This is a genomic window from Pelomonas sp. Root1237, assembly GCF_001425055.1.
Taxonomy (GTDB): Bacteria; Pseudomonadota; Gammaproteobacteria; order Burkholderiales; family Burkholderiaceae_C; genus Pelomonas.
Genome location: NZ_LMDK01000001.1, coordinates 232,343 through 246,175, shown reverse-complemented (window position 1 = coordinate 246,175; position 13,833 = coordinate 232,343). Strand labels below are relative to the sequence as shown.

General features: G+C 66.3%; 16 protein-coding genes. 5 read left to right on the top strand and 11 right to left on the bottom strand.

Annotation, left to right across the window (positions count from 1 at the left end; genetic code table 11):
• Positions 1–38 precede the first annotated feature (38 nt).
• A complete protein-coding gene (locus ASC91_RS01145; RefSeq protein ID WP_056191261.1) occupies positions 39–968 on the bottom strand; it encodes a dihydrodipicolinate synthase family protein in 930 nt (309 codons plus the stop codon).
• 217 nt (positions 969–1,185) lie between these two features.
• On the opposite strand from ASC91_RS01145, the gene ASC91_RS01140 reads away from it, so the two are divergent.
• The 4 genes from ASC91_RS01140 to ASC91_RS01125 are packed head-to-tail and all read left to right on the top strand — an operon-like array spanning position 1,186 to position 4,408.
• Positions 1,186–1,950: an SDR family NAD(P)-dependent oxidoreductase gene (locus tag ASC91_RS01140; RefSeq protein WP_056191259.1), complete on the top strand. Its 765-nt coding sequence runs from the start codon at positions 1,186–1,188 to the stop codon at positions 1,948–1,950.
• A complete protein-coding gene (locus ASC91_RS01135; RefSeq protein ID WP_056192515.1) occupies positions 1,950–3,011 on the top strand; it encodes an aldose epimerase family protein in 1,062 nt (353 codons plus the stop codon). Before ASC91_RS01140 ends, ASC91_RS01135 begins: the two co-directional genes overlap by 1 nt.
• A gap of 16 nt (positions 3,012–3,027) precedes the next feature.
• The gene (locus ASC91_RS01130) at positions 3,028–3,498 is read left to right on the top strand and encodes an acyl-CoA thioesterase (RefSeq protein WP_056191257.1); all 471 of its coding nucleotides are present in this window, start codon (positions 3,028–3,030) and stop codon (positions 3,496–3,498) included.
• Entirely contained in the window at positions 3,488–4,408 is a 921-nt protein-coding gene (locus ASC91_RS01125) for an SMP-30/gluconolactonase/LRE family protein (RefSeq protein ID WP_056191255.1), read from the top strand. Before ASC91_RS01130 ends, ASC91_RS01125 begins: the two co-directional genes overlap by 11 nt.
• On the opposite strand, the gene ASC91_RS29125 is transcribed toward ASC91_RS01125, so the two are convergent.
• The 8 genes from ASC91_RS29125 to rpmH all read right to left on the bottom strand — a co-directional run bounded on the left by ASC91_RS29125 (position 4,409) and on the right by rpmH (position 10,876).
• The gene (locus ASC91_RS29125; protein ID WP_157280995.1) at positions 4,409–4,582 is read right to left on the bottom strand and encodes a hypothetical protein; all 174 of its coding nucleotides are present in this window, start codon (positions 4,580–4,582) and stop codon (positions 4,409–4,411) included.
• Between the two features lie 178 nt (positions 4,583–4,760).
• Positions 4,761–5,072 carry a hypothetical protein gene (locus tag ASC91_RS01120; RefSeq protein WP_157280993.1) on the bottom strand — a complete coding sequence of 104 codons (312 nt, stop codon included), beginning with the start codon at positions 5,070–5,072 and terminating at the stop codon, positions 4,761–4,763.
• A gap of 115 nt (positions 5,073–5,187) precedes the next feature.
• A complete protein-coding gene (locus tag ASC91_RS01115) occupies positions 5,188–6,453 on the bottom strand; it encodes a choice-of-anchor K domain-containing protein (RefSeq protein ID WP_162247719.1) in 1,266 nt (421 codons plus the stop codon).
• A gap of 169 nt (positions 6,454–6,622) precedes the next feature.
• On the bottom strand, positions 6,623–7,987 hold the full coding sequence (gene mnmE, locus ASC91_RS01110; protein ID WP_056191249.1) for a tRNA uridine-5-carboxymethylaminomethyl(34) synthesis GTPase MnmE: 1,365 nt from the start codon (positions 7,985–7,987) through the stop codon (positions 6,623–6,625).
• Positions 7,988–8,186: 199 nt separating this feature from the next.
• Positions 8,187–9,908, bottom strand: coding sequence for a membrane protein insertase YidC (gene yidC / locus ASC91_RS01105; RefSeq protein WP_056191247.1), 1,722 nt, complete (start codon positions 9,906–9,908; stop codon positions 8,187–8,189).
• Positions 9,901–10,188, bottom strand: coding sequence for a membrane protein insertion efficiency factor YidD (gene yidD / locus ASC91_RS01100; protein WP_056192512.1), 288 nt, complete (start codon positions 10,186–10,188; stop codon positions 9,901–9,903). Before yidD ends, yidC begins: the two co-directional genes overlap by 8 nt.
• A gap of 26 nt (positions 10,189–10,214) precedes the next feature.
• A complete protein-coding gene (locus ASC91_RS01095) occupies positions 10,215–10,694 on the bottom strand; it encodes a ribonuclease P protein component (RefSeq protein WP_056191245.1) in 480 nt (159 codons plus the stop codon).
• A gap of 47 nt (positions 10,695–10,741) precedes the next feature.
• On the bottom strand, positions 10,742–10,876 hold the full coding sequence (gene rpmH / locus ASC91_RS01090; protein WP_054021782.1) for a 50S ribosomal protein L34: 135 nt from the start codon (positions 10,874–10,876) through the stop codon (positions 10,742–10,744).
• Between the two features lie 382 nt (positions 10,877–11,258).
• Between rpmH and dnaA the strand changes: the two genes are divergently transcribed.
• On the top strand, positions 11,259–12,719 hold the full coding sequence (dnaA, locus tag ASC91_RS01085) for a chromosomal replication initiator protein DnaA (RefSeq protein ID WP_056192510.1): 1,461 nt from the start codon (positions 11,259–11,261) through the stop codon (positions 12,717–12,719).
• Between the two features lie 17 nt (positions 12,720–12,736).
• Here the strand turns inward: dnaA and ASC91_RS01080 are convergent, their stop codons facing one another.
• Both ASC91_RS01080 and ASC91_RS01075 read right to left on the bottom strand, forming a co-directional pair.
• Entirely contained in the window at positions 12,737–13,036 is a 300-nt protein-coding gene (locus tag ASC91_RS01080) for a hypothetical protein (protein ID WP_056191243.1), read from the bottom strand.
• Positions 13,037–13,052: 16 nt separating this feature from the next.
• On the bottom strand, positions 13,053–13,784 hold the full coding sequence (locus ASC91_RS01075; RefSeq protein WP_056191241.1) for a DUF6250 domain-containing protein: 732 nt from the start codon (positions 13,782–13,784) through the stop codon (positions 13,053–13,055).
• Between the last annotated feature and the right edge of the window lie 49 nt (positions 13,785–13,833).

The window sequence follows — 13,833 nt, the reverse complement described above, 5'->3', positions numbered from 1 at the left end:
GACGCCGACCATCGTGCGGCGCAGCCGGTCGGGTTGGGCTACTTGCCCCAGCGAAGCACGAGGGGGTCGAGTCGCTTGGCGGCGTCCAGCAGCCCGGCGCGCACTTCGGGGCTCATCTCGGGGAAGGGGTGGCGCGGCGCATCGCTCTTGATGACGCCGCCTTCCTTCATCAGCGCCTTGGCGGTCAGGATGCCGCCCTGGCGGTTCTCGTAGTTGATCAGCGGCAGCCAGCGGCCATACTGCACCACGGCTTCCTCGCGGTCGCCGGCATGGAAGGCGTCGAAGATCTTGCGGATGCCGTCGGGGAAGCCGCCGCCCGTCATCGCACCGGTGGCGCCGGCGTCCAGGTCGGCCAGCAGCGTGATGGCTTCCTCGCCATCCCACGGGCCTTCGATGGCCGCGCCGCCGACGCGGATCAGCTCGCGCATCTTGCTGGCGGCCTGCGGCATCTCCAGCTTGAAGTACTTCACGTTGGCGATGTTCTGCGCCATGCGCGCCAGGAAAGGCACCGACAGCGGCGTGCCCGCCACCGGGGCGTCCTGGATCATGATGGGAATGCCGATCGCGTCAGACAGGCGCTGGTAGAAGCCCTCGATCTGGCCTTCCGACACGCGGAAGGTGGCGCCGTGGTAGGGCGGCATGACCATGACCATGGCTGCGCCGAGGTCCTGCGCGAGCTTGCTGCGCTCGATGCAGATCTGCGTCGAGTAATGCGTCGTCGTGACGATGACCGGCACGCGGCCGGCCACGTGCGCCAGGATGGCCCGCGTCAGCGTTTCGCGCTCGGCATCCGACAGCACGAACTGTTCGGAGAAGTTGGCGAGGATGCACAGGCCCGTGGAGCCGGCGTCGATCATGAAGTCGACGCAGCGCAGCTGGCCGGGAACGTCCAGCGTGCCGTCGGCGTGGAAGATGGTCGGTACGACGGGGAAGACGCCGCGATAAGGACGACTGGTGGAGGCGCTCATGGTGCGGGCCTTTGTCTCTGAAGTTGGTTCAAGCGCCGGCTGGCGGCGCAAGGCTGGCTGTCATCGCCGGCATGCCTCTCATTAAAGTATGACTATTTACCCTTGATTATCGGGGTTAACCCGAAATTCGCCGGCTTTGCAAACAAAATAGTATGACTAATAATCCATCTACCGCCCGGCCAAAGCAGCTGGGCCGCCTATCGCAGGAGACAGTCTGATGAGTTCTTACGCCCGCTACCCCAGCCTCCAGGACCGCGGCGTCCTGATCACCGGCGGGGCCACCGGCATCGGTGAAACGCTGGTGGAGACGTTTGCCGAACAGGGCGCCAAGGTGGCCTTCATCGACCTGGCCGCCGACGAGGGCAACGCGCTGGCGGCCCGCCTGGCTGGTTCGCGCCACGCGCCTCAGTTCATGGCGGCGGACCTGTCCAACGTCGATTCCCTGCGCGGGGTCATCGCCGGGTTGCGCGAGCGCAGCGGCCCGTTCACGGTGCTGCTCAACAACGCCGCCAACGACAAGCGCCACGCCGTCGAAGAGACGACGCCCGAGTTCTGGGACGCCAGCGTGGCCGTCAACATCAAGCACCAGTTCTTCACTGCGCAAGCCGTGCTGCCAGACATGAAGGCGGCGGGCTTTGGTTCCATCATCAACTTCGGCTCCATCAGCTGGATGCTCAAGCAGGGCGGCATGCCGGCGTACACGGCGAGCAAGGCGGCGGCGCAGGGCCTGACGCGCTGCCTGGCACGCGACCTTGGCCCGCACAAGATCCGCGTCAACACGCTGGTGCCCGGCTGGGTGATGACCGAGAAGCAATTGAAGCTCTGGGTCACCGAAGAGACCAAGGTCGAGATCGCCAAGGGCCAGTGCATCGACGCGCCGCTGATGCCGCAGCACATCGCCAGCATGGCGCTGTTCCTGGCGGCCGACGACAGCGCCATGTGCACGGCGCAGGACTTCATCGTCGACGGCGGGTGGGCGTGATGCAGCGCCGCGACTACGGCGTGCTGGCCGACGGCCGGCCGGTGCATGAATACACACTGACCAACGGACTGGGCCTGGCGCTGACGGCCATCACGCTGGGCGGCATCGTCAACGGCCTGTGGGTGCCGGATCGGGAGGGCCGCATCGACAACATCGTGCTCGGCTTCGACAACCTCACCGACTACGCCCTTCGCAACCCCTTCTTCGGCGCCATCGTCGGCCGCTACGGCAATCGCATCGCCGGCGCCAGCTTCGAGCTGGACGGCGAAACCCACACACTGTCCCGCAACAACGGCCCCAACTGCCTGCACGGCGGCACCGAGGGCTTCGGCCACCGGCTGTGGGCTGCCGAGCCCGTCGAGCCCCGCGCCGGCGAGGCCGAGGCACTGCTGTTCACCCTCACCAGCCCGCACGGCGATCAGGGCTTCCCCGGCGAGCTCAAGGTCAGCGTGCGCTATTCGCTGAGCGCGACGGACAACAGCTGGCGCATCGACTACGAAGCCACGACCGACCGCGCCACCGTCGTCAACCTGACGCATCACAACTACTTCAACCTGGCCGGCGAGGGCAGCGCGCTGCGCCACCGCTTGTGCATTCCCGCCTCGCGCTACAGCGAGGTCAATGAGCACCTGATCCCGCTGCGCCACGCCGCGGTCGAGGGCACGCCCTTCGACTTCCGCTCGCCCACCGCCATCGTCGCCCGCATCCGCCAGGCGTACCCGCAGCTGCTGCGCGCCAAGGGCTATGACCACAACTGGTTGCTCGACGGCAACCTGGATGCCGACGGCCTGCGCCCCGCCGCCACGCTGGAAGACCCCCACTCCGGCCGCCGCATGGACATGCTGACCAGCGAGCCGGCGATCCAGTTCTATTCCGGCAATTTCCTCGACGGCAGCCTGTGCGGTCCCTGCGGACGCATCTACCGCCAGGGCGACGGCCTGTGCCTGGAGACCCAGCACAACCCCGACTCACCGCACCACGAAGCCAGCAGCGCCTGGCCCACCACCGTGCTGAGGCCCGGCGAGGTGTGGCGCAGCACCACAATCCATCGCTTCTCCTGACCGCGAAGAGAACGCCATGGACCTGCCCGCCCACCAATTGACGATGACGGTGCTGATGACGCCGGACACCGCCAACTTCGCCGGCAATGTCCATGGCGGCAACATCCTCAAGCTGCTCGACCAGGTCGCCTATGCCTGCGCCAGCCGCTATGCCGGCCGCTATGTCGTGACGCTGTCGGTGGACCGGGTGATATTCCGCCAGGCTATCCACGTCGGTGAGCTGGTCACCTTCCTGGCCAGCGTCAACATGACCGGCACCTCGTCGATGGAAGTCGGCATCAAGGTCGTGGCCGAGAACATCCGCACGCAGGAGACGCGCCACGTCAACAGCTGCTACTTCACGATGGTGGCCGTGGGCGACGACAACAAGCCGGTGGCCGTGGCGCCGCTGCGCCCCTTCACTCCCGACGAGCGCCGCCGCCACGCGGCGGCCCTCGCCCGCAAGCAGGCTCGCGCAAGCCTGGAAGCCTCACCCGATGCAAGCTGAACACCCTTTCGCCCTCGCCCTTGCCCTGGCCAACAACCTTGGCGAAGGGATCCAATGGCATGCCGCGAGTGGCCGCTGGTGGTGGACCGATATCGAAGGCGCCTGCATCTACGCCTGGACCCCCGGCGACAGCGCCACGCTGCAGGTGCGCCTGCCCGAGCGCGTGGGCAGCTTCGTGCATGGCCGCTCCGGCGCCATCATCCTGGCCATGGCCAAGCGCCTCGCGCGCCTGACGCTGCCCGACCTGCAAGCCACCGGCAGCATCGCTGCCGAGCCCGAGACTCTCACGCCACTGGAAGCCCACCTGCCCACCACGCGCGCCAACGACGGCCGCTGCGACCGCAGTGGCAATTTTGTCTTCGGCACGCTGGACGAAGCGAATCCGCGCCAGCGCATCGGCAGCTTCTACCAGTACTCGCTGGCCCATGGCCTGCGCCGGCTGGCGCTGGACGGCGTGGGCATCTCCAACAGCATCTGCTTCAGCCCCAACGGCAAGCGCATGCACTACTGCGACACGACCACCCCTCGCATGATGGTCTGCGACTACGACGCGGACAGCGCCCAGGTCAGCGAGCCGCGCCTGTTCGCGAGGAAGGAATTCGACGACAACTGCTGGCCGGACGGTTCCGTCATCGATGCCAAGGGTTGTTTGTGGAATGCCGAGTGGGGCAACGCGGCGGTGGCCCGCTACGCGCCCGACGGCCGGCTGCTGGGGCGCTATTCGGTGCCAGTCAGCAATGTCACCTGCCCCGCGTTTGGCGGCCCGGCCGGTGACCAGATCCTCGTCACGACGGCCCGCGAAGGCCTCAGCACCGCCGACCTGATGGCCCGCCCGCTGTCGGGCAGCCTGTTCGGCATGACCATTGAGCCCGGCCTCTACCTGCCCGACCCGCTGTTCAACGACGCCTGATCACCGCTTGCCGGGTTTCTGCACCCAGGCGTCCATCCAGTCGGACCCCGACAGCACGCGACGCGAGCGCCACATCTCGTCGCGCGGCGGAACAAGTGCGACGGGCTTGGCCTGTGGTTTAGGCCGGTGCTGCGCGGCTTCGGTTGTGACGCTGACGTGTTGAAGGGGTCGCATGCGAGCTCCTCGTGCATCGGGACTGTGCCACTCTGGGTAGCGGGGTACCAAGCCGGTATCAAGCTTGGTTCCCTCGAGTCAAGAACGCATAAGGATCGCGATCGGATGACTCGCTTAGATCCTGAAGCCCAGCTTTTAGACCTTCGTCAGACTCCGGGCGATGCCTGAGTCCCGCAAGTCAGTGGGGTGCGTCTTGCAGGCGGGCTTGCAGGCGCAGCAACAGCGGCGCCGGCACGGCGTTTCGGCGCTCAGCCGAGGCTATGAGAGACCGGACGAGGCCACGCATGGCCTCGCCGTCAATGGCGCCTGCCGCGGAGCCATCCGGCGCGCGCGCGATGTAGTCGCCCAGCCTTTGCCCAAAGCCAGGCGGTGCCGCCGGCCTGAGGCTGGCCTGGACCGATGCCCATTCAGGTGTGGGCAGCACCAGCGTCTCGGTCTCGGTCTTGGCGCAGGCCGTGCAGTCGCGCGAGCTCAAGCAGAAGTCTGGCATGGGTTTGTCCTGGATGCCCACATGCTCGAAACATATGCAGTTCTCCGGCGTGCCCGAAGCACCCACGGGGCCGGAGATCGACGCCAACAAGAGCACCACCAGCGCGCGCACGGCTCTAGGAACGGCGCCGAGCGGCCCCGATTGCACAGAGGCCGACGAGCCAAAGCGCAAGCGTCGCGGGCTCAGGGACCGACGAGATGAAACCACCCGCCGTCGCGTTGGCAAAACTAACGAGTTCGACTTGGAAGCCTTGGATGGCCGGGTCCGGCGCGCCAATCGGGTCTTTGTCGGCGCCGGTGCCCGTGCTGCTTGGCGTGACCTGCAGGACCGGCGTCAGCCGTGCCATCAGGTCGACAGACGCAGTTCCGCCTTCGAGCACGTTGAAGGTGTTGGTGAATCCGCCGGACGTGAACCGGACGAAGTCGGCGCTCGCGATGGGGTCGTTGGTGTTGGTCGTATTGGTGATGGCCAGCTGCGAGTGGTAGGTGAAGTTGGCTTCGGAGACATTCGCAAAGTTCATCGCTATATCGAGGCCGATCGCGTCGAGCGCACTTCCAACCTGCGTTGCACCGTTGTGATAGGTCAAGGTCCCGAGTTTGAACAAGTCACCCACCACAGGGGAAAAGGCTGCGGCGGTGAAGCTCAGCGAACCCGGTTCGCCGATGCCCCAGTTCACGGCGGGCGTGCCCAGCCCGGAACAGGTGGCCGGTGGGCAGCCGGGTGTCGGACTGGTGAACGTTGCGCTGGACGAGCCAACCGTCGCGGGTTTCATGGTCCAGCCCCAAGTCACGCCGCCGCGCACGGTGATGCCCGTGGCGCCGTCATATTCCACCGCATAGAGGCTGGCGTTCCAGGTCACCGGATTGACGGCATTGAGCGCGTTGGCGCCGCGCTTCGAATAGTCGCTGAACGCAACCGACTTGCTGGTTGACTTTCCGGCCACTTCGCTGGTGGTCCAGTAGAAGGGCAGGTTATCGTCGTTCGGACGTGGGTCAATGTAGGGCGTAGACGCGCCACCGAGAGGCTGGTTGGTGTCGATGAACTGCAGCCAGTGCAGTTGGTGCCCCGCGGCAACGGCGCTGGTTTGACTGTAAGTTGCGGTGAACTGTGCACCCCCACTGCCCTGATTCCATCCCGCCGAATAGGTCCCTGGGGTGATGCTGCTGCCGGCCACTCCACCGGCGGTATTCACTGTCCAACCCGGATAGGCAGAGGTGACGAGCGAGGTGTTGAATCCTGCGCTCCCGATGGACGTCTGAGGCACCACGCGGACGACCGCATTCCCGTCCGCTGAAAGCGCATAGTCCGCTGCGCTCGTGGGCGCCGCAATGGCGAGCAAAAGCAAAGATGCCCAGACCGTTTTGCCGGTGAAGTTCAACATGGAGACTCCCTCTTTTGAGATGGGCGCAGTACACCGGTTGTAGCAAGGGACAGTCAATGCTTGTCGGCCGAGCTGCGGCCTCATGCACGACGTTCCTCCTCAACTTGGAGGAGGATGGTGCGGTTAGGGATTCGTTCTTGTGCCGTTGTGGCGCCGACTCCAGAAATCCCTACTTGCCGATGCAAAAGCTGCTGAAGATGACGCCGAGCAACTCATCGGCCGAGAACACGCCGGTGATTTCACCCAGCGCATCGTGGGCCAGGCGCAGCTCCTCGGCGAGCAGATCCAGCGCGGCGTCGCGCTGAGCGGCAACTTCGCGAGCCAAGGCCAGGTGCTCAGCCGTGCGCGCCAAGGCCTGCACGTGGCGCTCGCGAGCGATGAACAAACCTTCGGGCACCGCTTGCCAGCCGGCCGTCTGCAGCAGGCGCTGGCGCAGCGCTTCGAGGCCTTCGCCCGTCTTCAGGCTCAGCGCAATCTCGCCTTCGGGCGCGCCAGCCAGGTCGGCCTTGTTGAACACCTGCACGATGCGGCTTGCGTCCACACCGAGCAGCCGCGCGCGGATGCGCTCGTCCTCGGCCTCGTAGTTCGCCTGGCCGACGCGGCCCAGGTCGTGCAGGAAGAGCACGACGTCGGCGTCCGCGATCGCGTCCCAGGATCGCGCCACGCCGATGCGCTCGACCTCGTCGGCCGTCGCATCGCGCAGGCCGGCGGTGTCGGTGATGTGCAGGGGCACGCCTTCGATCTGGATGGTCTGGCTGACCTTGTCGCGCGTCGTGCCAGGAATGGGCGTGACGATGGCGAGCTCGGCGCCGGCGAGTGCATTCAGCAGCGAGCTCTTGCCGACATTGGGCTGGCCGGCGAGCACCACCTTCAAGCCGTCGCGCAGCAGCGCACCCTGGCGCGTGCGGGCCTGCACGGCGCTCAGTTGCGCGGTCAGGCGGTCCAGCCGGCCAAATGCATCGGCCTTTTCGAGGAAATCGATCTCCTCTTCCGGGAAGTCCAGCGTCGCCTCGACGAGCATGCGCAGCTGGATGAGCTGGTCGCGCAGGACCCCGACTTCATGCGACAGCGCGCCGCCCAGCGCCCGACTCGCGCTGCGCGCGGCCGCCTCGGTGCTGGCATCGATGAGGTCGGCCACGGCCTCGGCCTGGGCAAGGTCGAGCTTGCCGTTCAGGAAAGCGCGCTGCGTGAACTCGCCCGGTTCGGCAAGCCGAACGCTCGCGCCGGCCTCGATGACCCGCGCCAGCAGCAGCTGCATGATGACGGCGCCGCCGTGGGCCTGCAGTTCGAGCACATGCTCACCGGTGTAGGAGTGCGGCGCCGGGAAGTGCAGGGCCAGGCCCTGGTCGATGGCCGCGCCGGCTTCATCGCGGAACGGCAGGTAGGTCGCCTCGCGAGGTTTCAGCGCGCGGCCGCAGACGGCTTCAATGAGCGGCGCGAGGCCTTGTGGTGACGACACGCGGACGATGCCCACGGCGCCGCGCCCGGGAGCGGTGGCGATGGCAGCAATGGTGTCTGCGTGACGAGCGAGCATGAATGCAATTGTCGCGGCGCAAAAAGAAACAGCCGCTCGAAGGAGCGGCTGCATCAGAGGTTGGCGCGGGGGAGGCTCGGTTCGGGCGCTCTCGTGAGTCCCGTCCGGGCCGGTGTTCTCTGCCCCGCGAAGCCATTGAACTGCTAACCCCGGGCAGAAAGAAGCCCCCGGGTGCGGGGGCTGTGCAGATTCACGTGATTCAGTTCACGCCCAATCGCTTGTTGATCAGCCACTGCTGGGCGATGGACAGGATGTTGTTCGTCAGCCAGTACAGCACCAGGCCGGACGGGAAGACGAAGAACATGACGCCGAAGGCCACGGGCATGATCCACATCATCTTCTGCTGCATGGGATCGGCGGCCGGCGGGTTGAGCCAGACCTGGAACAGGCTGGACGCCATCATCAGCAGCGGCAGGATGAAGTAGGGGTCGCGCACGGACAGGTCGGTGATCCACAGCGTCCACGGCGCCTGGCGCATCTCGACGGTGGACAGCAGCACCCAGTACAGGGCCATGAAGATGGGCATCTGCAGGAAGATGGGCAGGCAGCCGCCGATGGGGTTGATCTTCTCCTCGCGGTAGATCTTCATCATCTCCTGCTGCATTTCCTGCGGCTTGTCCTTCAGGCGCTCCTTCATCTCGTTGATGCGGGGCGCCACGGCCTTCATGCGGGCCATGGACTTGTAGGCGCTGGCGTTCAGGCTGTACAGCGCGATCTTGAGCAGCAGCACCAGGGCAACGATGGTCCAGCCCCAGTTGCCGATGAAGCCATGCAGCTTGTCCAGCAGCCAGAACAACGGCTCGGCCAGGATGGTCAGCATGCCGTAGTCCTTGACGCGCTCCAGGCCCGGCGCCAGTGCTGAGAGGTTGTTTTCCTCCTGCGGGCCGGCGAAGAGAGTGGCCTGCTGGGTCGCGCTGGTGTCGGGTGCGAGCGTGGGCAGCGTGAAAACCATGCCGGTGGCGTAGGCGTCGCCGCGCACGCCGGCCTGCCCAGGTAGCTTGCGCACGAAGAACTCGCGATTGCCGGCTTCATTGACGAGCCAGGCGCTGGCGAAGTAATGCTGCACCATCGAAACCCAGCCGTCGTTGGCCTGCTTCTCGATGTCGACCTTGCCCTTGTCGATGTCCTCGAACTTCAGCGTCTTGAACTTGGTGTTGCTGTTGTAGACCGCCGGGCCCGTGAAGCTGGGCGTGAAAGCCGCGCCGCCGGTGACGGTACTGCCGTCACGCACCAACTGCAGATAGACCTGCGGCGTGACGGGCGCGGCACCGTGGTTGACGACTTCATGCGTGACGCCCACCGTGTAGACACCGCGCTTGAACGTGAAGGTCTTGATGAGCTTGACGCCACCGACCTCGGCCGATTCCAGGCGCAGCTTGACCTCGTTCTGGCCCTCTTTGAGCTCGCGCTCGCCGGCCACCGCCGTCATCGGCGTGGTGTGGGCAGGCAGCGGGCCCTGGGCGCTGACCAGGCCGGTCTGGGCCCGGTAGTGCTGGCCCTCATTGAACAGCACGACCGGCTGGGGCGTGAACTCGGGCTTTTTCTGCAGATGCACCATCTGCAGCAGCTGGTCGGTGACGGTCGGGTCCGGCGACGTCAGGTATTTGGGCAGCTCGGCGCGGACGATGTCGCCGCCCAGGGTGTCCACCGTGACCGTCAGCACGTCGGTGCGGATGGTGATCTGCTCGGACGGCGCGGCCACTGGTGCGGCGGTCGTGGGCGCCTGGGCAGCAGCCGTACCGCCAGCAGCGGTCGCTGCCGGTACGCCAGACGACGCAGGTCCGGCCGGTGCCGTCGACACGGTCTTGGGCGTCGGGCTGAACATCGAGGGATGCCCGTTGTGCTTTTGCCAACCGTCCCAGAGCAGGACGAGAGACATCGTGAACACCACCCACAGCACGGTGCGGCGAATATCAGTCATGAGGAGACTCGGACGAGGAAGAGGACGCGCAGGAGGCGCGCGTCACGGGGGGAGAGAGGAGGCGGGAAAACAGCCGCGGCGGATTGTCAGGCACGGGGTCGTGCCCGCCGTTACACCAGGGCTGGCAGCGCAGGATGCGGTGGACGGTCAGATAGCTGCCGGCCAGCGCACCGTGTTTCTCAAGTGCGCCCAGCGAGTAGCGGGAGCAGGTCGGCTCGAAGCGGCAGGCGTTGCCCAGCCAGGGGCTGAGCATGAGGCGGTAGCCGCGCACGATGGCCATCAAAGCGCGGGCGGGCCAGCTCGGCTTCACGTCTTCGTGCCCGGCTTGGACGCCATGGCTTTATCCAGAAGCTGAGCCAGCTCGGCTCGGGCAGCTTGGCGCAGCGCGTCGGAAGCGGCGCTGGGGAACTTCTGGCGGTCAAACGGAGCGCGCAAGCGGACAACCCACAAACCCGGCGGCATGCCGGTCGCTGCAGCAAATGCGGCGCGGATCTGGCGCTTCAAGAGCTGGCGTGTCACGGAGCGCTTGGCATGCCGCTTGGGAACGACGATGCCCACCCAGCAGCCTTCAGGCGCAGTGGGCGGGTTCTGTTCCACAGGGTTGTGAACAGGCTGTGATTCGCCTGTTGATAACTCGACTGAGGCTGTGCGCAACTTGGCGGCACGCCAAGCGCTGGGCGCCGGGTTGGCCGAGAGATGGTGCAGCGCGAAATGCGCGCTGCGGGCCCGGCTTTGTCTGCCGAGCACACGCTCAAAGTCCACCGGGCGCTGCAGCTTGCCGATCATCGGGTGCCCGACAGGCTGACGACGCACGGGTGGCGTCGTCGCGCGGCTTAGACGGCCAGGCGCTTGCGGCCCTTGGCGCGGCGTGCGGCGATGACGGCACGGCCACCGCGGGTCTTCATGCGCACCAGGAAACCGTGGGTACGGGCGCGGCGGGTCTTGGAGGCTTGGTAGGTACGCTTCATGGGAAACCTCTTTGGAGGGTTTGTGCAGGCCGGGCACAGCGGTTGGCACCCGGCAAGAAGGCCGGTTTTGACACCCGGCAAGAATGGCCGGTTCGTATCCGGCAAGAAAAGCGCATGGCGAACCAGTCGCAACCGGCCGGCAATGCGCGAAAACCCGGCATTACAGCAGAAGCCGCCGACCCGGTCAATAAGTCGCCAGTCTCAAGCCGGGTTTGCCAGGGATTGACCCCCTTCCAAATTCTGTGGATAACCCGTCCTTCGGTGGCCTCGGGTCCGTACAATCCAGCAGCTCGAAAAGAAGTTTTCCACAATGAGCGAAGAAGAACATACGGTGGATGGGGTGCAGGCTTTGAAGACGGGCGTGATGACGGGCTTAGAGGGCATGAATTCGCCGGATTGGGCGTCAGAGCTTTGGCGGCGGGGCTGCGAGCGCCTGGCCACTGAGCTGCCTGAACAGCAGTTCAACACCTGGATCCGTCCGCTGCCACCCGCCACGGTGTCTGGCGAAGCTGCCGACAGCGCCCTCGTGGCGACGCTGAAGGTGCCCAACCACTTCAAGCGCGACTGGATCCGTCGTCAGTACGCGGCCCGCATCGAAGCCATCCTGACCGAATTGGCCGGCCGCCCGACGCGGCTGGAGCTGTCCCTGGTTGCGCGCGATGCGTCGAGTGTGCCCATCACCGTGCCCAGCTCGATGTCGGGCGCCGCTCAGGCACCTCAGCAGCCGTCGGCGTTTGCGGCCGAACCGAGCGCCGCGCTGCGGCCCGTCAGCGCGCCCCCGGCCAGCACCATCATGCTGCCCTCGCAGGCGCCCGCCTCGGCCAAGCACCGCATCAATCCGCAGCTGACCTTCGACACGCTGGTGCCCGGCCGCGCCAACCAGATGGCGCGCACGGCCGCACTTCACGTCGCCGGCGCGCCGGGCGTGACCTACAACCCCCTGTTCATCTACGGCGGCGTCGGCCTGGGCAAGACCCACCTGATCCACGCCGTGGGCAACGCGCTGCTGAAGGACCGCCCGGACGCCCGCGTGCTCTATCTGCACGCCGAGCAGTTCATCTCCGACGTCGTCAAGAACTACCAGCGCAAGACCTTCGACGAGCTCAAGGCCAAGTACCACTCGCTGGACCTGCTGCTGATCGATGACGTGCAGTTCTTCGCCGGCAAGGACCGCACGCAGGAGGAGTTCTTCAACGCCTTCGAGGCGCTGCTGGCCAAGAAGGCGCACATCATCATGACGTCGGACACCTACCCCAAGGGGCTGGTGGACATCGACGAGCGCCTCACCAGTCGCTTCGACGCCGGCCTGACGGTGGCCATCGAGCCGCCCGAGCTGGAGATGCGCGTCGCCATCCTGATCAAGAAGGCCGAGGCCGAGGGCACGCCCATGCCCGAGGACGTCGCCTTCTTCGTCGCCAAGAACGTGCGCGCCAATGTGCGCGAGCTCGAAGGCGCGCTGCGCAAGGTGCTGGCCTATGCCAAGTTCTCGCACAAGGAGATCAGCATCACCTTGGCCCGCGAGGCGCTGAAGGACCTGCTGTCCATCCAGAACCGCCAGATCGGTGTCGAGAACATCCAGAAGACGGTGGCCGACTTCTACAAGATCAAGATCGCCGACATGTACTCCAAGAAGCGCCCGGCCAGCATCGCCCGGCCGCGCCAGATTGCGATGTACCTGGCCAAGGAGATGACGCAGAAGAGCCTGCCCGAGATCGGCGAACTCTTCGGCGGACGGGACCACACGACCGTGCTGCACGCGGTGCGCAAGATCGGCGCCGAGCGCCAGAAGAACACCGAGCTGAACCAGCAGCTGCACGTGCTGGAGCAGACGCTCAAGGGTTGAATCAAGGGCTGAGGCGCTCAGTCTTCGGCTTCGCCGTAGACCGCCAGGAATGCCTCGAGGAATTCCGCCGCCGCGCTCAGCGTCAGTGTGACGGTCAGCCAACCGCCCTCCTCCTGCTGCACGAGCAACTCGTGGTCCCAGGCCTGGCCGTCCTCGACCGGGCCGTGGCGACCAGGGAAGTGGCTGTGCGCCCAGTCCAGCACCTGCTGAGCCTCGGCCAGCACGCGGCTGTGCTCCTCGGCTCGCGTCGAGGCCATGGCCTCCAGCGTGGCGATGCCGTCGTCGCCATCGCTGAAATCGAAGATCAGGTAGCGCATCGCTGCGCAGGCTAACTCAGTCCAGCGCGTAGATGCGCAGCGCACCGACCTGCTGGCGTGACCAGGTGCTGCGCAGGCCGAACCAGCCTTCGCGCAGCGGGCTCTCGTCGCGGTGCTCGAAGAACAGCTGGCCGTCGACGTAGACCGCTGAGCGACCGTCCTTGACGAGGGTCTGGACGAGGTAGTCGTGGTTGGGTTTGAGCAGGTGTTCGGCGTCCAGCCGCTCCTGCAACAACACGCGCTGGCCCTCGCCGTACTTGCGCAGCCGCGTGCTGGTGTTGCCGTTGCCGCCGATGCCGAAGTAGTACAGGCTCAAGGCGTCATAGGACTCGAACGCGCCATTGCGGCCCAGCGGGGAGCCGCCACCGGCACCGGTCGCCATCCAGAACTGGTTGAGGTCGCTGAGCCTGTCGTTGGCGCCGCCCTGCAGGACGATGCGGCGGCGGTACTCGATGAGGAGGTTGCCGCTCAGGCGCCGGTTCAGCCAGACGGTCACGCCACCGGCTGTGTCGAGGACGAGGTGGCCGTTCTCGGTGCGAACCGTCGAACCGGGCTTTGCCTCGATCTCCGCGACCCAGGTGGCCGGGTCCAGCGCCTGCTTGAAGTCATCGCTGAAGATCAGCCGGCCGCGCTCGCCCAGCGGTGCGGGGTCGGCCATCGCTGCACCGCAAAACGCCAGCCAGAACAGCAGCGCGCGGCGCGGGACTTTCATGGTTTGCAGCCAGGCGACGAATGGGCGCAGCTTCATGGCCCGTTGGCCTTGAGCCTGGCGCACGTCAAGGCCACAGCGCGATCGA